20 protein-coding genes, 1 pseudogene and 1 riboswitch are annotated in these 22539 nt (G+C 65.4%); of the genes and pseudogenes, 16 read left to right on the top strand and 5 right to left on the bottom strand.

The genetic code is table 11. The features are described from left to right. The first annotated feature begins 101 nt into the window (after positions 1 to 101). Positions 102 to 1763 carry a GMC family oxidoreductase gene (locus OKW27_RS28235; RefSeq protein ID WP_429335447.1) on the top strand — a complete coding sequence of 554 codons (1662 nt, stop codon included), beginning with the start codon at positions 102 to 104 and terminating at the stop codon, positions 1761 to 1763. A 73-nt stretch (positions 1764 to 1836) separates the two neighbouring features. Here the strand turns inward: OKW27_RS28235 and OKW27_RS28230 are convergent, their stop codons facing one another. Next, the gene (locus tag OKW27_RS28230) at positions 1837 to 2805 is read right to left on the bottom strand and encodes a LysR family transcriptional regulator (protein WP_090802554.1); all 969 of its coding nucleotides are present in this window, start codon (positions 2803 to 2805) and stop codon (positions 1837 to 1839) included. 112 nt (positions 2806 to 2917) lie between these two features. Between OKW27_RS28230 and OKW27_RS28225 the strand changes: the two genes are divergently transcribed. From OKW27_RS28225 to OKW27_RS28165, 13 genes and pseudogenes are all read left to right on the top strand, one after another. After that, positions 2918 to 3409: a CidA/LrgA family protein gene (locus OKW27_RS28225; protein WP_429335446.1), complete on the top strand. Its 492-nt coding sequence runs from the start codon at positions 2918 to 2920 to the stop codon at positions 3407 to 3409. Then, a complete protein-coding gene (locus OKW27_RS28220) occupies positions 3406 to 4131 on the top strand; it encodes an LrgB family protein (protein ID WP_429335445.1) in 726 nt (241 codons plus the stop codon). Before OKW27_RS28225 ends, OKW27_RS28220 begins: the two co-directional genes overlap by 4 nt. Before the next feature lie 65 nt (positions 4132 to 4196). Next, positions 4197 to 4331: riboswitch (S-adenosyl-L-homocysteine riboswitch) on the top strand. Between the two features lie 33 nt (positions 4332 to 4364). Further along, a complete protein-coding gene (gene ahcY / locus OKW27_RS28215; protein ID WP_090802559.1) occupies positions 4365 to 5783 on the top strand; it encodes an adenosylhomocysteinase in 1419 nt (472 codons plus the stop codon). Between the two features lie 173 nt (positions 5784 to 5956). Then, on the top strand, positions 5957 to 6310 hold the full coding sequence (locus OKW27_RS28210; RefSeq protein ID WP_090805530.1) for a phage holin family protein: 354 nt from the start codon (positions 5957 to 5959) through the stop codon (positions 6308 to 6310). A gap of 11 nt (positions 6311 to 6321) precedes the next feature. Further along, on the top strand, positions 6322 to 7152 hold the full coding sequence (gene metF, locus OKW27_RS28205) for a methylenetetrahydrofolate reductase [NAD(P)H] (protein WP_176078847.1): 831 nt from the start codon (positions 6322 to 6324) through the stop codon (positions 7150 to 7152). 158 nt (positions 7153 to 7310) lie between these two features. After that, positions 7311 to 8969: an ABC transporter substrate-binding protein gene (locus OKW27_RS28200; protein WP_090802561.1), complete on the top strand. Its 1659-nt coding sequence runs from the start codon at positions 7311 to 7313 to the stop codon at positions 8967 to 8969. 205 nt (positions 8970 to 9174) lie between these two features. Continuing rightward, complete coding sequence (locus tag OKW27_RS28195) at positions 9175 to 10806, top strand: ABC transporter substrate-binding protein (protein ID WP_429335444.1); 1632 nt, start codon at positions 9175 to 9177, stop codon at positions 10804 to 10806. Between the two features lie 155 nt (positions 10807 to 10961). Next, on the top strand, positions 10962 to 11972 hold the full coding sequence (locus tag OKW27_RS28190) for an ABC transporter permease subunit (RefSeq protein WP_090802564.1): 1011 nt from the start codon (positions 10962 to 10964) through the stop codon (positions 11970 to 11972). Between the two features lie 6 nt (positions 11973 to 11978). Further along, on the top strand, positions 11979 to 12896 hold the full coding sequence (locus tag OKW27_RS28185) for an ABC transporter permease subunit (RefSeq protein ID WP_429335443.1): 918 nt from the start codon (positions 11979 to 11981) through the stop codon (positions 12894 to 12896). A gap of 2 nt (positions 12897 to 12898) precedes the next feature. Next, entirely contained in the window at positions 12899 to 13903 is a 1005-nt protein-coding gene (locus tag OKW27_RS28180) for an ABC transporter ATP-binding protein (RefSeq protein ID WP_090802567.1), read from the top strand. After that, on the top strand, positions 13900 to 14919 hold the full coding sequence (locus OKW27_RS28175; RefSeq protein WP_090802569.1) for a peptide ABC transporter ATP-binding protein: 1020 nt from the start codon (positions 13900 to 13902) through the stop codon (positions 14917 to 14919). The genes OKW27_RS28180 and OKW27_RS28175 overlap by 4 nt, the downstream gene beginning before the upstream one ends. Next, positions 14912 to 16162, top strand: coding sequence for a TraB/GumN family protein (locus OKW27_RS28170; protein WP_429336601.1), 1251 nt, complete (start codon positions 14912 to 14914; stop codon positions 16160 to 16162). Before OKW27_RS28175 ends, OKW27_RS28170 begins: the two co-directional genes overlap by 8 nt. A 198-nt stretch (positions 16163 to 16360) precedes the next feature. Further along, positions 16361 to 16483, top strand: a pseudogene (locus OKW27_RS28165) (tlde1 domain-containing protein); the annotation flags it as partial. A gap of 184 nt (positions 16484 to 16667) precedes the next feature. Here OKW27_RS28165 and pxpA read toward each other — a convergent pair. Genes pxpA through pxpB form a run of 3 tightly spaced genes read right to left on the bottom strand, consistent with a single transcriptional unit; the run spans position 16668 to position 19143 of the window. After that, positions 16668 to 17420, bottom strand: a complete 753-nt coding sequence (pxpA, locus tag OKW27_RS28160) for a 5-oxoprolinase subunit PxpA (RefSeq protein ID WP_187612723.1) — start codon at positions 17418 to 17420, stop codon at positions 16668 to 16670. Between the two features lie 20 nt (positions 17421 to 17440). Further along, positions 17441 to 18493 (bottom strand): biotin-dependent carboxyltransferase family protein, encoded by a 1053-nt coding sequence (locus tag OKW27_RS28155; RefSeq protein WP_090802578.1) that lies wholly within the window; start codon positions 18491 to 18493, stop codon positions 17441 to 17443. After that, on the bottom strand, positions 18490 to 19143 hold the full coding sequence (gene pxpB, locus OKW27_RS28150; protein ID WP_429335442.1) for a 5-oxoprolinase subunit PxpB: 654 nt from the start codon (positions 19141 to 19143) through the stop codon (positions 18490 to 18492). The genes OKW27_RS28155 and pxpB overlap by 4 nt, the downstream gene beginning before the upstream one ends. 210 nt (positions 19144 to 19353) lie before the next feature. On the opposite strand from pxpB, the gene OKW27_RS28145 reads away from it, so the two are divergent. Further along, complete coding sequence (locus OKW27_RS28145) at positions 19354 to 19866, top strand: winged helix DNA-binding protein (RefSeq protein WP_018418717.1); 513 nt, start codon at positions 19354 to 19356, stop codon at positions 19864 to 19866. A gap of 51 nt (positions 19867 to 19917) precedes the next feature. On the opposite strand, the gene OKW27_RS28140 is transcribed toward OKW27_RS28145, so the two are convergent. Next, positions 19918 to 20460, bottom strand: coding sequence for a 5-formyltetrahydrofolate cyclo-ligase (locus OKW27_RS28140; RefSeq protein ID WP_429335441.1), 543 nt, complete (start codon positions 20458 to 20460; stop codon positions 19918 to 19920). 77 nt (positions 20461 to 20537) lie between these two features. On the opposite strand from OKW27_RS28140, the gene OKW27_RS28135 reads away from it, so the two are divergent. Next, positions 20538 to 22505 carry a lytic transglycosylase domain-containing protein gene (locus OKW27_RS28135; protein ID WP_187612720.1) on the top strand — a complete coding sequence of 656 codons (1968 nt, stop codon included), beginning with the start codon at positions 20538 to 20540 and terminating at the stop codon, positions 22503 to 22505. Positions 22506 to 22539 lie beyond the last annotated feature (34 nt).

The raw sequence follows: 22539 nt of genomic DNA, 5'->3' as shown, positions 1-22539 counted from the left end.
GCCGCAGCCCCAATACGCTCCCTACAATGCGCAGAAAACACACGTAGACAAGTGTGCACGAGACAGGGTCCGCGAGCAACGCGGCCCATCAGGAGGCGCGCATGCAATACGACTACATCATCGTCGGAGCGGGCTCGGGCGGCTGCACGCTCGCGAGCCGTCTCGCGGATAGCTGTCCCGACGCGACCATCGCGCTGATCGAGGCCGGTCCGCATACCGGGCGCAATCTGTTGGTGAACATGCCGGTCGGCGTCGCGGCCGTGGTGCCGAATAGACTGAAGACCAACTACGGCTACCTGACCACGCCACAGCCGGGGCTCGCCGGTCGCCAGGGCTATCAGCCGCGCGGACGCGGTTTCGGCGGATCGAGCGCGATCAACGCGATGATCTACACGCGCGGCCATCCGCTCGATTACGACGAGTGGGCGCGGCTCGGCTGCGACGGCTGGTCGTGGGCCGAGGTGCTGCCGTATTTTCGCCGCGCCGAAGACAACGAGCGCGGCGCCGATGCGTGGCATGGCGAGGCCGGTCCGCTGACCGTGTCCGATCTGCGCTTCAGGAATCCGTTTTCCAGGCGCTTCGTGCAGGCCGCGCTCGAAGCGGGCTACCAAGCGAACGACGACTTCAACGGCGCGGACCAGGAAGGCATCGGCTTCTATCAGGTCACGCAACGTGACGGGCGCCGTTGCAGCGTCGCGCGCGCGTACATCTACGACCGGCCGCGCGCGAATCTGCACACGATGGCCGACGCGACCGTGCTGCGCGTCGTGTTCGACGGCAAGCGCGCGAGCGGCGTCGAAATCGTGCGCGGCGGCCGCACCGAAACGCTCGCGGCGCGCGCCGAGGTCGTGCTCGCCGCTGGGGCGTTCAACTCGCCGCAACTGTTGATGTGCTCGGGCATCGGGCCGGCCGCGCATCTGCGCTCGCTCGGCATCGACGTGCTTCACGATGCGCCCGAGGTCGGCCAGAATCTGATCGATCACATCGATTTCACGATCAACAAGCGTGTGAGGTCGATCGAGCCCACCGGTTTTTCGGTGCGCGGCATCGCGCGGATGCTGCCGCAATTCGTGACCTTCATGCGCCACGGGCGCGGCATGCTGTCGAGCAACGTCGCCGAGGCGGGCGGTTTTCTGAAGAGCCGGCCGACGCTCGCGCGGCCCGATCTGCAACTGCATTTCTGCGCGGCGATCGTCGACGATCACAACCGCCATATGCACTGGGCCCACGGCTATTCGCTGCATGTATGCGTGCTGCGTCCGCATAGCCGCGGCACCGTGACGCTCGCAAGCGCCGATGCGCGTGTCGCGCCGCTGATCGATCCGCGCTTTCTGAGCGATGCGCGCGATCTCGATCTGCTCGTCGAGGGCGCGAAGATGGCGCGGCGCATTCTCGGCGCGCCGTCGCTCGCGCTGCACGGCGGCGAGGAGTTGTACACGCGGCCAGGGCAATCGGATGCGGAACTGCGCCAGACGATCGCCGAGCGCGCGGACACGATCTATCACCCGGTCGCGACCTGCCGGATGGGCGGCGACGCGCGCTCGGTCGTCGATCCGCAATTGCGCGTGCGCGGCGTGACGGGGTTGAGGATCGTCGATGCGTCGGTCATGCCGACCTTGATCGGCGGCAACACCAATTCGCCGACGGTGATGATCGGCGAACGGGCGGCGGAGTTGATGGCGACGAGCCGGCGAGACGGAGCGGGGAGGTCGGCGACGGTGACGCCCCCGAACCCAGGTGACATGCCGGCGCAGGCGGTTTGATCGCCGTTTGCAAGGAGGTCGGCAAACGCGAGCGGCGTAACGCGGCCGGCGGCCGGCGGCCGGCCGCCGCCCGTCACTCGCCTGAGGGTGGCAGAGCTCCTTGCGGCGCTGTGATTCCGTTAAAGCCGATCCCAGGTCCGAGTATGAAATCGTCGCTGGCGTGTGTCGGCAGCGTTTCGCGCGCGACGTCGAGCCACGCGCGCGCCGCGTGCGACAGATAGCCGTTGCGGCGCCAGCCGATCGCCATCTCCCACGGGATCTCCGGTTCGACGACCGGGCGGCAGGTGAACTGCGCGGGATCGAGCCGCCGGCAATAGGGCGCGGGCAGCAGGGCGATGCCGACGCCAGCCAGCACCAGCGCCGCCATGAAGTCCCAATGCGCGCTGCGTCCGACGATCGCGGGCGCAAATCCCGCCGCGCGACATGCGTTCAACACGACGTCGTTCAGCGCGAGGCTTTCGCCGTAAAACACGAACGGCTCATCGGCGAGTTGCGCGAGCGGCACCTCGTTCAACGCATCCCAGCGCGAGCCGGCGCGCGCGACGAGCCACAACAGCTCGCGCGACATCGGCAGCACGTCGATGTTGTCGGGGTCGACCGGCTGCAGCACACCGCCCAGTTCCAGTTCACCGTTGATCAGCGCGGCTTCGATCGCGCGCGAGCCCTGCTCGAACAGCTTCAGCTCGATCTTCGGATAGCGCTGGCGGAACGCGGCGATTGCGGGGGTGAAGAGCGCACCGCCCATCGGCGGAATGCCGATTGCCAGTTCACCGCGCCCGAGCGTGTCGAGATCGTTCAGCTCGGCCTGCAGTTGCGCGTGCGCGGCGAGCACGTCCTGGCCGCGCTGATAGACGATGCGGCCCACGTCGGTGAGAACCATCTGGCGGCCGTCGCGCAGCAGCAGCGGCGAGCCGATTTCGTCTTCCAGCGACTTGACCATCTTGCTGATGGTCGGCTGCGTGACGAACATCTGCTCAGCGGCGACGGTGAAGCTTTGCTGACGGACCACTTCGACGAAATAGCGCAGCGCGCGGAGTTCCATGAGGGGGGTCTCCAGAATTCCAGTTCGGAATGGTTTCGATGATTGTAAGTCATTTTATTTATGGCGCGGCGGACCCCATACTAAGTGCCTTCCACGCCAGCCAGGGGATGTCATGTCCGCGCCAGTTTTCACCCGTTCCGCCCGTCCCGCCGGTGGCGGCTCAAGTGGGGACGCGGGTGGTTTCGGCCGTGTCGCACGCATCGCCGTGCAAAGCGCCGCGATCGCGGCGCTGTGGATTGGCGCCGATTTCATCGTGCGGCGGCTGCATCTGCCGGTGCCGGGCGGCGTGGTCGGCCTCGTCGTGCTGCTCGCGCTGCTGTTCTGTGGCGGTATCGCGCCGCGCTGGGTCAAGGCCGGCGCGGACTGGCTGCTGTCCGACATGCTGCTGTTCTTCATTCCGGCGGCAGTCGCCGCCGTGCAATACGGCGGCCTGTTCCGCGCGGACGGCTGGCGCCTTGCGCTGGTGGTGATCGCCGGCACGCTGATGGTGATGGTCGCGGTGGCGTTCGCTGTCGATCAGGCCGCGCGCGTCGAACGGCGTTTCGCGCTGCGCCGCGTGCGGGTTGCGCGTAAGGCAGGCAGTCTGTCGCGCGAGCGCCGATGAACCCGCTCCCGTTCGCTTCGCTGTTGGCCGACGACGCCTCGCGCCTGATCGCGGCCGGCTGCCTCGTGCTGACGATCGCGCTGTACTTCGCGTCGAAGGCGCTGTATGCGCGCGTGCGCTCGCCGTGGCTCACGCCGATGCTGACGGTGCCGGCCGCGCTCGTCGCGCTCGTCGTACTCGCGCACATTCCGTATTCGCTTTACTTCGAGGACACGCGCTGGCTGATGTGGCTGCTCGGCCCCGCGACGGTCGCGTTCGCCGTGCCGATCTACGAGTACCGCGCACTGTTGAAGCGCCACTGGATCTCGCTGTCCGTCGGCGTGACGGTGGGCATTCTGGTCGGCGTCGGCGGCTCGCTGATGCTCGCGAAGCTGCTGCACCTGTCGCCGGACTTGCAGCGCAGCCTGATGACGCGTTCGGTGTCGACGCCATTCGCGCTCGCGGTGTCCGACAGGATTCACGCGCCGAAGGACCTGACCGCGCTGTTCGTGATCGCGACCGGCGTCTGCGGCATGCTGTTCGGCGAAATCGTGCTCGCGTTCGTGCCGCTGCGCACGCGGCTCGCGCGCGGCGCGCTGTTCGGTGCGGCCGCGCACGGCGTCGGCACCGCGAAGGCACGCGAGCTCGGCAGCGAGGAGGGCGTAGTGTCCAGCCTGACGATGATGATCGCCGGTCTCGCCATGGTGCTGCTCGCGCCGATGCTGGGGCTGCTGCCGATCTGAACCAGCGCGCTGCCACGCCATCCGGCGCGCGCCGAAGTCATCTCGATTTGCTACAATCGCCGTTCGTCTTCGAGGAGCGTTGCGACGGGTACCGCGAATCCGCATTCGCCGGCCGCCCGCCAGGCTCGAAGGCTTCAATTGGCAGCATGGAACGCGCTTGCGCGATTCCGAACCGCTGCCTCAAACCGCGCTCACGTCACATTTCTAGTCAATTTCTTAGAAAGGAGGGCGTGATGAACGCCGCAGTCATCGATTCCCAGAAGCAGGATTACGTTGTCGCCGACATGTCGCTCGCCGCTTGGGGCCGCAAGGAACTCACGATCGCCGAGACCGAAATGCCCGGCCTCATGCAGACCCGTGATGAGTACAAGGCGCAGCAGCCGCTGAAGGGCGCGCGCGTCGCCGGTTCGCTGCACATGACGATCCAGACCGGCGTGCTGATCGAGACGCTGACCGCGCTCGGCGCGGACGTACGCTGGGCCTCGTGCAACATCTTCTCGACTCAGGACCATGCCGCCGCCGCGATCGCGCAGGCCGGCACGCCGGTGTTCGCGTTCAAGGGCGAATCGCTCGATGAATACTGGGAGTTCTCGCACCGCATTTTCGAATGGCCGAACGGCGAGTTCGCGAACATGATCCTCGACGACGGCGGCGACGCGACGCTGCTGCTGATCCTCGGTTCGAAGGCCGAAAAAGACCGCTCGGTGATCGCCAGGCCGACCAACGAAGAAGAAGTCGCGCTGTACAAGTCGATCGCCGCGCACCTCGAGATCGACCCGACGTGGTACTCGAAGCGCCTCGCGGCGATCAAGGGCGTCACCGAAGAAACCACCACCGGCGTGCACCGTCTGTACCAGATGGAAAAGGAAGGCCGCCTGCCGTTCCCGGCCATCAATGTCAACGACTCGGTCACGAAGTCGAAGTTCGACAACCTGTATGGCTGCCGCGAGTCGCTCGTCGACGGCATCAAGCGCGCGACCGACGTGATGATCGCGGGCAAGATCGCGGTCGTGGCCGGTTACGGCGACGTGGGCAAGGGCTGCGCGCAATCGCTGCGCGGTCTGGGCGCGACCGTGTGGGTCACCGAAATCGATCCGATCTGCGCGCTGCAAGCGGCGATGGAAGGCTACCGCGTCGTGACGATGGAATACGCGGCCGACAAGGCCGACATCTTCGTGACCGCGACCGGCAACTACCACGTGATCAACCACGATCATATGAAGGCGATGCGTCATAACGCGATCGTCTGCAACATCGGCCACTTCGACTCGGAAATCGACGTCGCGTCGACCCGTCAGTACCAGTGGGAAAACATCAAGCCGCAAGTCGACCACATCATTTTCCCGGACGGCAAGCGCGTGATCCTGCTGGCCGAAGGCCGCCTCGTGAACCTCGGCTGCGCGACGGGCCACCCGTCGTTCGTGATGTCGAACTCGTTCACGAACCAGACGCTCGCGCAGATCGAACTGTTCACGCAGGGCGCGAAGTACGAAAACAAGGTGTACGTGCTGCCGAAGCATCTCGACGAGAAGGTCGCGCGTCTGCATCTGGCGCGCATCGGCGCGAACCTGACCGTGCTGTCCGACGCGCAGGCCGGCTACATCGGCGTCGACAGGAACGGTCCGTTCAAGCCGAACCACTACCGCTATTAAGCACGCGGCCGTCCGCGGCTCGATGCGCGCGTTCGCGCGCCCGGCCACGCGGGCGGCGGTAAAAGCTTGACGGTCCGATCCCGGGGCGGCGCGCAATGCGCCGCTTTGTTCGCCAGCGCGGCTTTTCGTTTGCTGGACATCTTCTCCGCACAGGTGCTTACAAGGAGTTCTACATGACCGTGCTGCTGACCTGGCTCATCAACGCGCTCGCGCTACTGATCATCACCTACATCGTTCCGTCGATCCATATCCGTAGTTTTGGTACCGCGCTGATCGTCGCGATCGTGCTCGGCCTCATCAATACGCTGCTGCGGCCGCTGCTGATCCTGCTGACGCTGCCCGTCACGATCCTCACGCTCGGACTCTTCATTCTGGTCGTCAATGCGCTGTGCTTCTGGCTGTGCGCGTCGCTGCTGAAGGGCTTCGAGGTGTCGGGCTTCTGGTCGGCGTTCTTCGGCTCGATCCTGTACAGCATCGTGTCGTGGCTACTGTCCGCGCTCATTTTCGGCAACCGCAGTCTCGGTTGACCTTTTTGACTATGAATCCGATCGAACTCTCATTCGAATTCTTCCCGCCGAAAACGCAGGAAGGCATCGACAAACTGCGCGCGACGCGCGCGGAACTCGTGTCGCTCAAACCGAAGTTCGTGTCCGTCACGTTCGGCGCCGGCGGCTCGACCCAGCAAGGCACGCTCGATACCGTCGTCGACATGGCGAAGGAAGGGCTCGAGGCGGCGCCGCATCTGTCGTGCATCGGCTCGTCGAAGGACAGCCTGCGTGCGATCCTCAACGAGTACCGCGCGTACGGCATCCGCCATATCGTCGCGCTGCGCGGCGATCTGCCCTCGGGCATGGGCGCGGTCGGCGAGCTGCGCTATGCATCGGAGCTCGTCAGCTTCATCCGTGCCGAGTTCGGCGACTGGTTCTGGATCGAGGTGGCGGGTTATCCGGAATACCATCCGCAGTCGCGCTCGCCGCGTCACGATCTCGAAAACTTCGCGCGCAAGGTGAAAGCCGGCGCGAATTCGGCGATCACGCAGTACTTCTTCAACGCGGACGCGTACTTCCGTTTCGTCGACGATGCGCGCCAGCTCGGCGTCGACGTGCCGATCGTGCCCGGCATCATGCCGATCACGAACTTCTCGCAGCTGATGCGCTTCTCCGAAATGTGCGGCGCCGAAGTGCCGCGCTGGATCGCGCGCCGGCTAGAGAGCTTCGGCGACGACCGCGAGTCGATCCGCGCGTTCGGGCTCGACGTGGTGACGGCTCTGTGTCAACGGCTCGTCGATGCGAAGGTGCCCGGTCTGCACTTCTATACGCTGAACGCGGCCGCGTCGACCAAGGCGATCTGCGAACGGCTCGCCGTGTAATTGCGATGCCCGCGCGGCTGCAACGGCCGCGCGGTCCCCGCCAGTCTGGCATGGGTCGCAAATTTGTCCCAAATAGCGTGGTAAGTCCCTGTTGAAGCTCATTTTTGGGCTGTCTATCATCGAAACGCAGCCAACCCGGCTGCTGTGCGGAGGACGATATGACAGTGACAAGAAAGACTGCGACACACCGGCGGTTCGCGCTTCACCAGTTCTGCCTGCCGGCTCTCGCCGCGCTCGCGGTCGCCACGAGCGGCCTCGCGCCCGCCGCGTCGCAGGCGGCCACGCTGCCCGACAAGACGCTGGTGTTCTGCTCCGAAGGCAGCCCGGCGGGTTTCGATACCGCGCAATACACGACCAGCGTCGAATTCAGCGCCGGCTCGTACACGGTCTATAACCGGCTCGTCGAATTTGCGCACGGCAGCACGGACATCGAGCCAGGACTCGCCGAAAAGTGGGACGTGTCGCCCGACGGCCTCACCTATACGTTCCATCTGCGCCACGGCGTCAAATTCCAGACCACGTCGTACTTCAAGCCGACCCGCGAATTCAACGCGGACGACGTCGTGTTCACCTATGAACGCATGCTCGATCCCGAGAACCCGTTCCGCAAGGCGTATCCAGTCAATTTCCCGTATTTCAACGACCTCGGTCTCGCGAAGAACATCGCCAAAATCGAGAAGGTCGATCCGTACACGGTGCGCTTCACGCTGAAGGAAGTCGACGCGCCGTTCCTGCAGCAGATCGCGATGCCGTTCGCGTCGATCCTGTCGGCTGAATACACGGATCAGCTGCTCAAGGCGGGCAAGGCGTCCGACATCAACCAGTACCCGGTCGGCACCGGTCCGTTCATCTTCCGCAGCTATACGAAGGACGACACGATCCGCTTCGACGGCAATCCCGACTACTGGAAGCCGGGCGTCGCGAAGCTCGGCAAGCTGATCTTCGCGATCACGGTCGATCCGGCCGTGCGCCTGCAAAAGCTGAAGCGCGGCGAATGCCAGGTGATGTCCTATCCGCGCCCGGCCGACATCCCCACCGTGAAGGCCGATGCGTCGCTCGCGATGCCAAGCGAAGTGGGCTTCAACCTCGGCTATATCGCGTACAACACGACCAAAAAGCCGCTCGACAACGTCCTCGTGCGCCGCGCGCTCGACATGTCGGTCAACAAGAAGGCGATCATCGAAGCGGTCTACCAGGGCGCGGGCCAGCTCGCGACGAACCCGATGCCGCCGACGCAATGGGGTTACGACAAGAACCTGAAGGACGCGCCCTACGACGTCGACAAAGCGAAAGCGCTGCTGAAGCAGGCGGGCTACCCCGACGGCTTCGAGCTGACGCTGTGGGCGATGCCGGTACAGCGCCCGTATAACCCGAACGCGCGCCTGATGGCCGAAATGCTGCAGGCGGACTGGGCGAAGATCGGCGTCAAGGTGAATATCGTCACGTACGAATGGGGCGAGTACATTCGCCGCGCGCACGCCGGCGAGCATCAGGCGATGCTGATCGGCTGGACGGGTGACTACGGCGACCCTGACAACTGGCTCGGCGTGTTGCTCGGCTGCGACGCGGTCAACGGCAGCAACTTCTCGAAGTGGTGCTACAAGCCTTACGACGATCTGATCAAGCAGGGCCGCAGCACCACCAACATGGCCGATCGCACCAAGGCCTATACGCAGGCGCAGGAGATCTTCAAGGACCAGGTGCCGTTCACACCGATCGCGCATTCGACCGTCTATCAGCCGATCAGCAAGAACGTGACGGGCTTCAAGATCGATCCGTTCGGGCCGACGCAATTCCTGGGGGTTGGGGTGAAATAAGCGGGCGCGGCGCGCTTTTTTGCGCCGCATTCGTCGCCGGGCGGCTCGAATGAGCCCGCCCGGCCCGTGACAAAACCGTGGCAAAACGTTTGCACGAAGTGTTTCCTGTCGTCAACAGAGGGATTTTGCTCCGCTTGGTAGCCGGCCCAAGCTCAAGTAATATCCCGCTACGCCGGCGCAAGCCGGCCCTGAACCTGGAGGAAACATGAAGCAAAACAATCTGTTGCGCGTCGCGCGTAGGTCCACGCTCGTCGCTGCCGCAGCGGCATCCCTGCTTGGCGTCACGAGCGCGCAGGCCGCTGGGATCCCGAACAAAACCCTCGTTTACTGCTCGGAAGGCAGTCCCGCGGGTTTCGATCCGGCCCAATACACGACGGGCGTCGACTTCACGGCCAACACGTTCACCGTCTATAACCGCCTCGTCGAGTTCGAACGCGGCGGCACCAAGGTCGAGCCCGGCCTCGCGGAGAAGTGGGACGTGTCGCCCGATGGCAAGACCTACACGTTCCATCTGCGTCATGGCGTGAAGTTCCAGACCACCTCGTTCTTCAAGCCGACGCGCGAATTCAACGCGGACGACGTGGTCTTCTCGTTCCAGCGCATGCTCGACCCGAACCAGCCGTTCCGCAAGGCGTATCCGGTGCAGTTCCCGTACTTCACCGACATGGGCCTCGACAAGCTGATCACGAGCGTCGAGAAAGTCGACCCGTACACGGTCAAGTTCACGCTGAAGGAAGTCAACGCGCCGTTCATCCAGAATCTGGCGATGGAATACGCGTCGATCCTGTCGGCTGAATATGCGGATCAGCTGCTCAAGGCAGGCAAGGCCGCCGACATCAATCAGTACCCGGTCGGCACCGGTCCGTTCATCTTCCGCAGCTACACGAAGGACGCGACGATCCGCTTCGACGGCAATCCCGACTACTGGAAGCCGGGCGCGGTGAAGATCTCGAAGCTGATCTTCTCGATCACGCCGGACGCCGGCGTGCGCGTGCAGAAGATCAAGCGCGACGAATGCCAGGTGATGAGCTATCCGCGCCCGGCCGACATCGCGCCGCTGAAGGCCGAGCCGAACATCGACATGCCGTCGCAACCGGGCTTCAACCTGGGCTACCTCGCGTACAACGTGACGCACAAGCCGGTCGACAAGCTCGAAGTGCGTCAGGCGCTCGACATGGCGATCAACAAGAAGGCGATCATCGAGTCGGTCTACCAGGGCGCGGGCCAGTTGGCCACGAACCCGATGCCGCCGACGCAATGGTCGTACGTCAAGAACCTGCCGGCCGCCTCGTACGATCCGGCCAAGGCGAAGGATCTGCTCGCGAAGGCGGGCTACCCGAACGGCTTCGAGATCACGCTGTGGGCGATGCCGGTGCAGCGCGCGTACAACCCGAACGCGCGTCTGATGGCGGAAATGATCCAGGCGGACTGGGCGAAGATCGGCGTGAAGGCGAAGATCGTCACGTACGAGTGGGGTGAGTACATCAAGCGCGCGCACGCGGGCGAAGACGACACGATGCTGATCGGCTGGACCGGCGACAACGGCGATCCGGACAACTGGCTCGGCACGCTGCTCGGCTGCGAGGCGATCAACGGCAACAACTTCTCGAAGTGGTGCTACAAGCCGTTCGACGATCTGATCCAGAAGGGCCGCACGACTTCGGACGTGGCGACGCGCACGAAGATCTACGGCGAAGCGCAATATATTTTCGCGCAGCAACTGCCGTTCTCGCCGATCGCGCACTCGACCGTCTATCAGCCGGTCAGCAAGAAGGTGGTCGACATGCGCATCGAACCGCTCGGCTACGCGCGCTTCGACGGCGTCAGCGTCAAGTAATCGTAAAGTTCGCGCAGTAGGCCGCAATACAGTACGCCGCAACACAGTACACTTTTCGCACGGTTAGAAAACTGGTCGAAATGGTCCGGCGACCGGGGTCACGAGCCCTCGTCGCCGGTTGCGTTTTTTCATCACCAGTACCATGGGAGCGAACCATGTTCCGCTTCGTTTTGCGCCGCATCGGCATGGTGATACCGACGTTTATCGGCATCACGATCCTCGCGTTCGCGCTGATTCACCTGATCCCGGGCGACCCCATCGAAGTGATGATGGGCGAGCGCGGCGTCGATCCGGCCATGCATGCGGCCGCGATGCACCGCCTCGGGCTCGACGAGCCCTTGCCAATGCAGTACTTCCACTACATCGTGCGCGCCGTGCACGGCGACCTCGGCACGTCGATCATCACCAACACGAGCGTGATGGGCGAATTCCTCGCGCGCTTTCCCGCCACCGTCGAACTGTCGTTCTGCGCGATGCTGTTCGCCCTGATCGTCGGCCTGCCGGCGGGCGTGTTCGCGGCGCTGAGGCGCGGCACGGTGGTCGATCACGGCGTGATGGGCACCGCCCTGACCGGCTACTCGATGCCGATCTTCTGGTGGGGCTTGATCCTCATCATGGTGTTCTCGGTCAAGCTCGGCTTGACGCCGGTGTCGGGCCGCATCGCGGTCGAATACGACATTCCGCACGTGACCGGCTTCATGCTGATCGACTCGCTGATGTCCACCGACGAAGGCGCGTTCAAATCCGCGCTCAGTCACCTGATCCTGCCCGCGATCGTGCTCGGCACGATTCCGCTCGCGGTCGTCGCGCGCATGACGCGCTCGTCGATGCTCGAAGTGCTGCGCGAGGACTACATCCGCACCGCGCGCGCGAAGGGGCTGTCGCCGGGACGCGTGATCGTCGTGCATGCGCTGCGCAATGCGCTGATTCCGGTCGTCACCGTGATCGGCCTGCAGGTCGGCACACTGCTTGCGGGCGCGGTGCTGACCGAAACGCTGTTTTCATGGCCGGGCATCGGCAAGTGGCTGATCGACGCGATCGGCCGGCGCGATTATCCGGTCGTGCAGGGCGGTATCCTGTTGATCGCCACGCTGGTGATCGTCGTGAACCTCGTCGTCGATCTGCTGTACGGCGTGCTCAACCCGCGCATTCGCCATACGAGGTAAATCACGATGGCTGACATTCAAAACACCGTCCCCCAAGCGGTTACCCCGCCGAGCGACCGCGGCATCGCGGCACGCGAATTCTGGGCGAACTTCTCGCGCAACCGCGGTGCGGTCGGCGCGGGCATCATCGTGCTGGTGCTGGTCTTCATCGCGATCTTCGCGCCGCTGATCGCGCCACACAGCCCGATCGAGCAATACCGCGACACCGTGAAGATCCCGCCGGCGTGGCTCGACGGCGGCAACTGGAAGTTCATTCTCGGCACCGACGAAGCGGGCCGCGACATCCTTTCGCGTCTGATGTACGGCGCGCGGCTGTCGTTCTGGATCGGCTTCGTCTCGGTGGTCCTCGCGCTGATTCCGGGCGTCGTGCTCGGCCTCGTCGCCGCGTTCTTCGAGAAATGGGCCGACACGCCGATCATGCGCATCATGGACGTGCTGCTCGCGCTGCCGTCGCTGCTGCTCGCGGTCGCGGTGGTCGCAATCATCGGTCCGGGTCTCGTCAACACGATGCTCGCGATCGCGATCGTTGCGCTGCCGGGCTATGTGCGTCTGACGCGCGCGTCCGCCCAGGGCGAGTTGCAGAAGGAGTATGTGACCGCTTCACGCGTCGCGGGTGCGAGCACGTTGCGGCTGATGTTCTCGCAGGTGCTGCCGAACTGCACCGCGCCGCTGATCGTGCAGGCAACCCTTGGCTTTTCGTCGGCGATTCTCGATGCCGCCGCGCTCGGCTTCCTCGGCCTCGGCGTGCAGCCGCCGTCGGCGGAGTGGGGCGCGATGCTCGCGTCGGCGCGCGATTACATCGACAGCGCATGGTGGATCGTCACGATGCCCGGCCTGTCCATCCTGATCTCGGTGCTTGCGATCAACCTGCTCGGCGACGGGCTGCGTGACGCGCTCGACCCCAAACTGAAACGGATGGCCTGACCATGAGCAATCTACTGACCATCCGCAATCTCGCGGTCAACTTCGGCGGCCTGCCCGCGGTCGACCGCATCAATCTCGACGTCGCGGCCGGTGAAGTGGTCGGCGTGGTCGGCGAATCGGGCTCGGGCAAGAGCGTGACGATGATGGCGCTGATGGGCCTGATCGACGCGCCCGGCAAGGTCTCCGCCGACGAAATCACGTTCGACGGCAAGAACCTGCTGAAGGCTTCCGCGAGGGAACGCCGCAAGATCATCGGCAAGGACATCGCGATGGTGTTCCAGGACGCGCTGACGAGCCTGAACCCGAGCTACACGGTCGGCTATCAGATCAAGGAAGTGCTGAAGCTGCACGAGGGCCTGCGCGGCAGCGCGCTGGACAAACGCGCGCTCGAACTGCTCGATCAGGTCGGCATTCCGGACGCGAAGAACCGTATCGGCTCGTTTCCGCATCAGATGTCGGGCGGCATGAACCAGCGCGTGATGATCGCGATGGCGATCGCCTGCAACCCGAAGCTGCTGATCGCCGATGAGCCGACCACCGCGCTCGACGTGACGATCCAGGCGCAGATCATGGAATTGCTGATGCGCCTGCAGAAGGAACGCGGCATGGCGCTCGTGCTGATTTCGCACGATCTGGCCGTGGTGTCCGAGGTCGCGCAGCGCGTCGCCGTGATGTATGCGGGCGAGGTGATCGAGACGAACAAGGTGCCGGACATCTTCGCCGCGCCTCATCATCCGTACACGGAAGCGCTGTTGGCCGCGATTCCCGAGCACAACGTCGGCGCGGTGCGGCTCGCGGCGCTGCCAGGCATGGTGCCGGGCCGCGACGACCGGCCCAAGGGGTGCCTGTTCGCGCCGCGCTGCAAGTACGTGGTCGACGACTGCATGAAGGCCCGCCCCGCGCTCGCGCCGCTGCCCGCGCACGCCGAGCTCACGCGCGTGCGTTGCATCAAGCCGCTAAACCTCGAGAAGGACGCCAACGTTCACACGCAAGGAGGCGCCCGATGAGCGCAGTACCCGAAACCCGTCGCCAGTCGGATCGTACTGGCGATCACGTGCTCGTCGCCGACCAGCTCGCGCGCTACTACACGGTCAAGCGCGGCATGTTCGCGCACGGCACGGTGAAGGCGCTGAACGGCGTGTCGTTCGCGCTCGACCGCGGCAAGACGCTGGCGGTAGTCGGCGAGTCCGGCTGCGGCAAGTCGACGCTCGCGCGTCAGCTGACGATGATCGAAACGCCGAGCGCGGGCCGCCTGCTGATCGACGGCGAGGACGTGGCCGGCGCGAATCACGAGAAGATCGCGGCGCTCAGGCGCCGCGTGCAGATGGTGTTCCAGAATCCGTTTGCGTCGCTCAATCCGCGCAAGACTGTCGAGCAGACGCTCGGCGAACCGCTCGCGATCAACACGCAGATGAGCGCGACCGAGCGCGCCGAGCGCATCGCGCAGATGATGCGCACGGTCGGCCTGCGGCCCGAGCACGCGAAGCGCTATCCGCACATGTTCTCCGGCGGCCAGCGTCAGCGTGTCGCGATCGCGCGCGCGATGATCCTCGATCCGCAGATCGTGGTCGCCGACGAACCGGTCTCGGCGCTCGACGTCTCGATCCAGGCGCAGATCCTGAACCTGTTCATGGACCTGCAGGACGAGTTCAAGACGAGCTACGTGTTCATCTCGCACAACCTGTCGGTGGTCGAGCATATCGCCGACGACGTGATGGTCATGTACTTCGGCGGCGTCGCTGAACTCGGCGACAAGCAGCGCATCTTCTCGAAGCCGCGTCATCCGTACACGCGCGCGCTGATGTCGGCGACCCCGTCGATCTTCGAGGCCGACCGCACGATCAAGATCAAGCTGCAAGGCGAAATGCCGTCGCCGCTGAATCCGCCCTCGGGCTGCACGTTCCATCAGCGCTGCCCGTACGTGATCGACCGCTGCCGCAGCGAGGAGCCGAAGCTGCGAGAAGTGGATGGCCGCCTGGTCTCCTGTCACCGCGCTGAAGAGGTGGGGGACGTGGATGCCTGATGTGGTGGCGGCGCGTCGTCTTGCGCGCCGCTTGTGTGAGGGCGGCTGGATAGCCGCCTTCGCGCGGCGCCGCGGGGCGCGTGCGCTGGGAGGCGCCGCGCCCTGCGGCGCATTTGCTGGAAGGTTCGCCGGCAAGTTTTTTCGCACGTTTCTCTGCGCGTTTGTTCATGCGCTCGCGCGCGCCTTTTTCTCCGTATTTCTTCCCGCGTCGCTGTCCGCTTTATTTCGCGTAGGCTGCGCGCTGTCGGTCGGCGCGGCCGTACCCTGCATCGCTCACGCGGCCGGCGCGGCGGCCAAGGCGCCAGCCCAGGCGGCCCGTCCTGCCGTCACGGCGCCAAGGCCGCCACCGCCGTCAATTGCGCCGCCCCCGGTCCCCGGCACCACGGCGAGCGGCCCGGTGCGCCAGCAACCGGCGCGCATGCCGTTCTATGTCGCGACGCGCGGCAGTACGACGATCTACGTGCTCGGCACGCTGCACGTCGGCGATCCCGCCGACTATCCGGCGAGGCAGCCGTTCCGCGCGCCGATCCTCGCGGCGCTCGCCGCGTCGCCGACGCTCGCGCTCGAACTGTCGCCCGACGAGTTGCTGGTGTCGCAGGACGACGTGTCGAAGTACGGCATATGCAAGCACGACTGCCTGCCGGGTCTGCTGCCCGAGCCGCTGTGGCACAAGCTCGCATTGCGGCTGCGCGGCAACCCGGCCGCGCTCGATGCGATCAAAAAGATGCGGCCGTGGCTCGCGTCGCTGGTGGTCGAGACCTACGACTCGCTGTCCGCGGGGCTGCAAACGGAATACGGCACCGAAGCGCAATTGCAGAACGTCTATCTGAAGACGCGCGGCAAGATCGTCGGGCTCGAAACGCTCGCGCAACAGATGCGCGCGTTCACCGGACTGTCGGCCGCGCAGCAGCGGGAGATGCTCGCGCAGGATCTGGTGCAGACGCCCGCGCAGAACGTCGAGGACGTGCGCACGCTGCACCGGCTGTGGCGGGTCGGCGATGCCGATGCGATCGCCGCGTGGCAGGCTGCCAAATCGGAGAAGCTCGCGCGCGACCTGCGCGTCTCCAATTCGATCGACAACCGGATCGTCTACGAGCGCAATCGCCGCTTCGTCGCGAGAATGTTGCAGATCGCCGCGCCGAACAAGCCGCTGTTCGTCGCGATCGGCGCGCTGCATCTGGGTGGGCCGAAGGGCGTGCTGCAGCTGTTGCGGCAGCACGGCTTCGTGGTTGAGGCGGGTTGAGTCGGTTCGAGACTGCGGCCGTAGCGGCGGGATCGATCAGAAGGCAACTGCAGACCACCGTATAGCGCGATCGCCGTGCTGAGCCAGGCCATCGCGATCAGCGCCGTGAATCTCTGGCGCATTTCTCGGCGGCGTCCGAGTCGTGTTGCATCCTGTGGCTGTTAGCTTCGTCAGAACTTTTAGGAGATCCTATTGGCGGACACGCACCGCGCGCAATGGTTTGCTCTTTACCACATCGACCAACACATTGATGACTGGATGTTCGTGGACGGTGTGCGACGCGGTAGCTTGCGATTGCACCCGGTAGGACGATCCGGAGATCGTTGATATTGGCGGTCGCTCTGTTAGCGATCGTTAGTCATTTGCGTCGGACGCGCCACCGTTGATTGGACAGCAGCAGCTTTCGGACGACGAGGTACTGCGTCAGATGGCCAGCACCTCGTCGATATGAAAGGAACCGCCGGATCGGATCGGCGTGCGGCGGGGACGACGGTGATGCGAACGCTCAGACGCGCGCGGCGGCCGCCGCATGCACTTCGATGCCGGCGTCGGCGAGCGCGCCGCGAATGCGTCGCGCGAACGCCAGCGCATGCGGGCCGTCGCCGTGCAGGCAGATGGTCTGCGCGTTCAACGGCACCCACTGTCCGTCGACGGCCTTCACGCGTTGCTCGCGGATCATCACGAGCGTGCGCGCGAGCACTTCGTCCTCGTCGTCGAGCAGCGCGCCCGGCTCCTTGCGCGGCACGAGCGAGCCGTCGGCGCGATAGCCGCGGTCGGCGAACACTTCCTCGATCGCGGTCAGGCCCGCGTTGCGCGCGGCGCTCACGAGCCCGCTGTTGGCGAGCGCGAACACCGCCACGGACGGATCGAAATCGTGCACGGCGGAGACGATCGCGTCAGCGATCTTCGCCTCGCGCGCGGCCTGGTTGTACAGTGCGCCGTGCGGCTTTACGTGCGCGATGCGCCCGCCCTCGGCCTGCGCGATCGCCGACAGCGCGCCGAGCTGATACAGCACGCCCGCATAGATCTCGCCCGCCGGCAGATCCATTTCCTTGCGGCCGAAATTCTCGGGATCGTTGAAGCTCGGATGCGCGCCGATCGACACGCCTTTCTGCACGGCCCAGCGCACGCAGTCGCGCATCGCGTTGGGGCTGCCCGCATGCCAGCCGCATGCGATGTTGGCCGAGCTCACGAGGTCGAGCAGCGCCTCGTCGGAGCCGCAGCCTTCGCCGAGATCGGCGTTCAGATCGATTTCCATGGGGATTCCTTTACTTATTGTCACAGCGCCGCGAGCGCCACCCGGCGCGCGCAACGCTCTTCATGCATCGCGATCGCGGCATCGATCTGCCGCAGATACGTGCGTTCTTCCAGCAAAGCCTGGCGCGCTTCGTAGGGCGTCGTCGGGATGAAACGGACAGCACCGTTCAGGCGCACCTGCGCGAGCTTCCACAGATCGGCCTGAATCACCGCGCCGATCTTCGGATAGCCGCCGGTGGTCTGCGCGTCGCTCATCAGCACGATCGGCTGACCGTTCGGGGGCACCTGGATCGTGCCGGGCAGTACCGCGTGCGACAGCAGGTCAGTCTTGTGCGTGCGCTTCAGCTCGGTGCCGGCAAGGCGATAGCCCATGCGGTTGCTGTTCGGCGTCACGAGCCACTCGTCGGACCAGAACGACTGCTGTGCATCCGCGGTGAAGCTGTCGTATTCGGGGCCGCGCAGCACGCGGATCGGTATGGCCCACGGCACGCCCGACGGATGACGACCGCGCCGCAGCGGCTCGTTGACCAGCACGAACTTGCACCAGGCGGGCGCCTTCACGCCGAACTCGGGCGCCTCGGGCGTGAAGCCGAGGTGGCCGCGCTGCTGCGGCGCGCCGACCGGCAGACGGTCGCCGTCGTTGAGCGCGCGGCCGCCGAGTCCGCCGAAATGGCCGGCAAGGTCGGTGCTGCGCGAGCCGAGCATCGGCAGCACGTCGATGCCGCCCGCCACGCAGACATAGCCGCGCATGCCGCGCTTCGCCGCGTGCAGCACGAGCTCCTGGCCGGCCTGCACGGGCAGACTCCAAAACGAATAGACGGGTTTGCCGTCGAGCGTCGCGCCGAACTCGGTGCCGGTGATCGCGACGCGCGTCGCGCGCAAAAAGCGCAGCGCGGTCGGGCCGAAGGTGATTTCGAGGCCGGCCGCGTCGGGGCGGTTGCCGACCAGCCGGTTGCCGACTTCGAGCGACAGCCGGTCGAGCGCCCCCCCCATCGCGACGCCGAGATGCCGATAGCCGTGGCGGCCGAGGTCCTGAATCGTGGTCTGGAGACCCGCGCGGATCACGTCGATCATGCGTGCATCCCCGCGATCGTGAAGCGCACCCGGTCGCCGGGCTGCAGCAGCGTGGGCGGACGGCTCGCCGGATCGAACAGCGGCACCTCGGTGCGGCCGATCAACTGCCAGCCGCCCGGCGACACCGCCGGATAGATGCCAGTCTGCTCGCCGCCGATGCCGACCGAGCCCGCTGGCACCTCGAGCCGCGGCGACGCGCGGCGCGGCGTGTGCAGCGCGGTGACGAGCCCACCCATATAGGCGAAGCCGGGCTGGAAGCCGAGAAAGAACACCACGTAGACGCCGCCCGCATGACGTTCGACGACCTCGCGCGCGCTCAAGCCCGTATGTTCGGCGACCGCCTGCAGATCGGGGCCGAATGCGCCGCCGTACTGCACTGCAATCTCGACGTCGCGCCCGGGCGCCACGGCTTTGGCCGCTGCGTTCCAGGCCGTCAGCAACTGCTCGCCGAGCGCGTCGGCGTCGGTCGAGAGCGGGTCGAACACGAGCGTCAGATTGTTCATGCCGGGCACGACTTCGAGCACCTGCGGCCAGTCGCGCGCGGCTTCGGCCGCAGCCCACACGCGCTGCTGGCACTCGAGCGTGGCGGGCGGCGGCGCTTCGCAGACGAGCGCGGCATCGCCGAGGGGAAAAATTCGTGGTTGGCTCATGACTGGGCGGCCCGGATCGAGTCGGAGGATGAGGCGGACAGCGCGGTGCGTTGGCGCATGCCCGGCACGGAGGCGGCGACGTTTGGAGCGTACATTATCAATAAAATATTGACGATTTACCAATAAGCGTTTTTGCCAGGCTCGTCGGCGGCGGGCATCGTCGTACACTTGCGACACTTTTCCAGCCCATTTTCGTCACGGGACCCTCGTATGACGCGTCATCCCACCAAGATCGTTTCGTCGGAACATCTCGTCTCCGAGAGCAGCGCGGAACTCTCGGAACTCGAATACGCGCTGATCATGGCGGGCAATGCGTTCAACCGCTGGATGGTGCGCTGCATGTCGGCGGCGGGCGACAAGGACATGACCGCGATCGAAGTGTCGCTGCTGCACCACGTGAGCCATCGCGAACGCCGCAAGAAGCTCGCGGACATCTGCTTCGTGCTGAACATCGAGGACACGCACGTCGCGACGTACGCGTTGAAAAAGCTCGTAGCTAGAGGGTACGTAAAAAGCGAAAAGACCGGCAAGGAAGTGTTCTTTTCCGCAACCGACGCGGGCCGCGAACTATGCCTGAAGTATCGCGAGGTGCGCGAAAACTGCCTGATCTCGACGCTCAAGGAAAGCGGCCTGACCAACCAGCAGATCGGCGAGGCCGCGCAGTTGATGCGCAATGCGTCGGGCCTGTACGACACGGCGGCGCGCGCGGCGGCTTCGCTGTAACGACGAAACACTGCGCAAGCGCCGGCGCGTCACACGCCGCGCATCGCGCGTTCAGCCCGGCAGCGCCGGATGAAACCCCGCCTCTGTGACGATCAGATCGAGCGCAATGTCATGCGCCTCGCGTTCCAGCGTGTCGGTGCGGCACGCTTCGTAGGCGATGCCGACCGTGATCGGCTTGTGCGCCGCCGGCCAGCCGGCCAGTGTGCGGTCGTAATAGCCGCCGCCGTAGCCGAGGCGGTAGCCGTCCGAGTCGAAACCCACGCAGGGCACGAACAGCAGCTCGGGCAGCACCACGCGCCCCGAGGTGGGCTCGGCAATCTTGTGATGGCCGATTTTCATCGGCGTCGCGGGCGTCCAGGCATGGAATTCGAGCGCCATGCCACGTTCTTTAACGATTGGCAGACTGGCTTCGTGGTGCGAGTCCGCGGCAAGCCAGAGCGCAATCGCGCCGCGCGCATCGAACTCGCCGGCAAGCGGCCAGTAGAATCCCGCGCTGCGTACCGCGTAGTGCTTCAGCGCGTCGAGCATCCGACGCCCGAGCACGGCATTCTTCGCCGGCTCGGAAGCCGCTTGCAGACGGCTTTCCAGCAACATCCGGCGCAGCGCCTTTTTCGTTGCCGGGACAGGGTTGCATGCTATGCTTGGGTCCAATTCGCGCTCCAGAAACAACGATGTCAAAACGCCTTTTTCGAGTATATCGCGCGGCCAGTATCGCGCTTGCCGCAGCGGCACTCGTGGCCTGCAGCACTGCCTCGGCCGTCAAGCCCCTTCCGATCTCGCAACTCACGAACGACGACCAGATTTTCGTCCAGCTTCGCGAAGCCTCGCGTACTAACGACGCGGCGCGCGCAGCCCAGCTCGCGAGCATGATCCCGAATTATCCGGCGCCCTCGTATCTGGAGTACTTCCAGATCAAGCCGCAGCTGTTCGATTCGACCGGCCATGCGCGCATCGACGCGCCGGACGCGCCCGTGCTCGCGTTCCTGCAGAAGTACGACGGCCAGGCGATCGCCGATCGCATGCGCAACGACTACCTGACGGTGCTCGGCACGCGTCACGACTGGCGCAACTTCGACCAGCAGTACGCGAAGTTCGTGCTCGACGACGACACTCAGGTCAAGTGCTACGCGCTCGAATCGCGCGCGTCGCGCGGCGAGAACGTCGCGGACGCGGCGCGCGCGCTGCTCGTCGAGCCGAAGTGGTACGGCGACGGCTGCGTCGATCTGATCACGGTGCTCGGCGTGAACCACCAGTTCAGCGCCGACGACATCTGGGCGCAAATTCGTCTCGCGTACGAGCAGAACTACACGAGCACCGGCAGCAAGCTCGTCGACGCGCTCGGCGACCAGCCCCCCGACCCGGTGCTGTTCAGCCAGGCGACCAATGCGCCGCCGCTATTGCTCGCGCGCGGCGTCGGACCGGATGCGCAATCGCACCAACTGGCGCTGCTCGCCATCACGCGCATGGCGCGCAACGATCCGGCCATGGCCGCGGCCACGTTCGCGTCGGTCGCGCCGTCGCTGAATTCGCCGGAGCGCGCGATCGGCTGGGGCACGATCGGCTATCAGGGCGCGCTCAAGCAGATGCCTGGCGCGGTCGACTGGTTCCGGCTGTCGGCCAACGCGCCGCTGTCGAATCCCGCGTATGAATGGCGCACACGCAGCGCGCTGCTCGCGGGCGACTGGAACATGGTGCGCTGGTCGATCGAGCAGATGCCCGAGTCGCTGCGCAAGCAACCGTCGTGGGTGTACTGGCACGCGCGCGCGCTGAAGCAGGCCGGCGACACGGCCACGGCCAGTCAGGAATTCCAGTCGATCGCGTCGAACTTCAACTTCTACGGCCAGCTCGCGCTCGAAGAGCTCGGCCAGAAAATCACCGTGCCGCCGAAAACCACCGTGACCGACGCCGAAGTGCAGCAAGCCGGCACCACGCCGGGCTTCGGTCTCGCGCAGCGCTTCTATGGGCTGAATCTGCGGCTCGAAGGCAATCGCGAATGGAACTGGCCGTTGCGCAACATGTCCGACCGGCAACTGCTCGCCGCCGCCGAGTACGCGCGCCGCATCGAGCTGTACGACCGCACCGTCAACACCGCGGACCGCACGAAGAGCGAGCACGATTTTTCGCTACGCTATCTATCGCCGTTCCGCAACATCGTCGAGCAGGACGCGCAGTCGAGCGGGCTCGACGTCGAGTGGGCGTACGGGCTGATTCGCCAGGAGTCGCGCTTCATCATCAACGCGCGCTCTGAGGTCGGCGCGGGCGGACTGATGCAGCTGATGCCCGCCACCGCGCAACTGGTCGCGAAGAAGATCGGTCTGGGACCGGTGTCGCGCGAGCAGATGAACGACATCAACACCAACATCCTGCTCGGCACGAACTACCTGGCGATGATCTACAATCAGTTCGACGGGTCCGCCGTGCTGGCCACCGCTGGCTACAACGCAGGTCCGGGCCGTCCGCGCAACTGGCGGCAGTCGCTGCAGCGCCCGGTCGAAGGCGCGGTCTTCGCCGAGACGATTCCGTTTCAGGAAACTCGTGACTACGTGAAAAATGTGTTGTCTAACACGGTCTACTACGCGGCATTGTTCGAAGGCCGTCCGCAATCGCTGAAGGCGCGCCTGGGTTACATCGCACCGTAAGCGCCTTGGCGCCGCAATCTCGCTTCGAGGTTGC

Origin of the sequence: Paraburkholderia sp. 35.1 (assembly GCF_050436525.1) — a bacterium.
GTDB lineage: Bacteria > Pseudomonadota > Gammaproteobacteria > Burkholderiales > Burkholderiaceae > Paraburkholderia > Paraburkholderia tuberum.
Note: the sequence above shows the minus strand (reverse complement) of the source record. Positions and strands in the feature narration are given on the sequence as shown.

Coding starts and splice junctions, on each gene's coding strand:
- OKW27_RS28235 (WP_429335447.1), top strand. CDS start 102: ATGCAATACGACTACATCATCGTCGGAGCGGGCTCGGGCGGCTGCACG.
- OKW27_RS28230 (WP_090802554.1), bottom strand. CDS start 2,805: ATGGAACTCCGCGCGCTGCGCTATTTCGTCGAAGTGGTCCGTCAGCAA.
- OKW27_RS28225 (WP_429335446.1), top strand. CDS start 2,918: ATGTCCGCGCCAGTTTTCACCCGTTCCGCCCGTCCCGCCGGTGGCGGC.
- OKW27_RS28220 (WP_429335445.1), top strand. CDS start 3,406: ATGAACCCGCTCCCGTTCGCTTCGCTGTTGGCCGACGACGCCTCGCGC.
- ahcY (WP_090802559.1), top strand. CDS start 4,365: ATGAACGCCGCAGTCATCGATTCCCAGAAGCAGGATTACGTTGTCGCC.
- OKW27_RS28210 (WP_090805530.1), top strand. CDS start 5,957: ATGACCGTGCTGCTGACCTGGCTCATCAACGCGCTCGCGCTACTGATC.
- metF (WP_176078847.1), top strand. CDS start 6,322: ATGAATCCGATCGAACTCTCATTCGAATTCTTCCCGCCGAAAACGCAG.
- OKW27_RS28200 (WP_090802561.1), top strand. CDS start 7,311: ATGACAGTGACAAGAAAGACTGCGACACACCGGCGGTTCGCGCTTCAC.
- OKW27_RS28195 (WP_429335444.1), top strand. CDS start 9,175: ATGAAGCAAAACAATCTGTTGCGCGTCGCGCGTAGGTCCACGCTCGTC.
- OKW27_RS28190 (WP_090802564.1), top strand. CDS start 10,962: ATGTTCCGCTTCGTTTTGCGCCGCATCGGCATGGTGATACCGACGTTT.
- OKW27_RS28185 (WP_429335443.1), top strand. CDS start 11,979: ATGGCTGACATTCAAAACACCGTCCCCCAAGCGGTTACCCCGCCGAGC.
- OKW27_RS28180 (WP_090802567.1), top strand. CDS start 12,899: ATGAGCAATCTACTGACCATCCGCAATCTCGCGGTCAACTTCGGCGGC.
- OKW27_RS28175 (WP_090802569.1), top strand. CDS start 13,900: ATGAGCGCAGTACCCGAAACCCGTCGCCAGTCGGATCGTACTGGCGAT.
- OKW27_RS28170 (WP_429336601.1), top strand. CDS start 14,912: ATGCCTGATGTGGTGGCGGCGCGTCGTCTTGCGCGCCGCTTGTGTGAG.
- pxpA (WP_187612723.1), bottom strand. CDS start 17,420: ATGGAAATCGATCTGAACGCCGATCTCGGCGAAGGCTGCGGCTCCGAC.
- OKW27_RS28155 (WP_090802578.1), bottom strand. CDS start 18,493: ATGATCGACGTGATCCGCGCGGGTCTCCAGACCACGATTCAGGACCTC.
- pxpB (WP_429335442.1), bottom strand. CDS start 19,143: ATGAGCCAACCACGAATTTTTCCCCTCGGCGATGCCGCGCTCGTCTGC.
- OKW27_RS28145 (WP_018418717.1), top strand. CDS start 19,354: ATGACGCGTCATCCCACCAAGATCGTTTCGTCGGAACATCTCGTCTCC.
- OKW27_RS28140 (WP_429335441.1), bottom strand. CDS start 20,460: ATGTTGCTGGAAAGCCGTCTGCAAGCGGCTTCCGAGCCGGCGAAGAAT.
- OKW27_RS28135 (WP_187612720.1), top strand. CDS start 20,538: ATGTCAAAACGCCTTTTTCGAGTATATCGCGCGGCCAGTATCGCGCTT.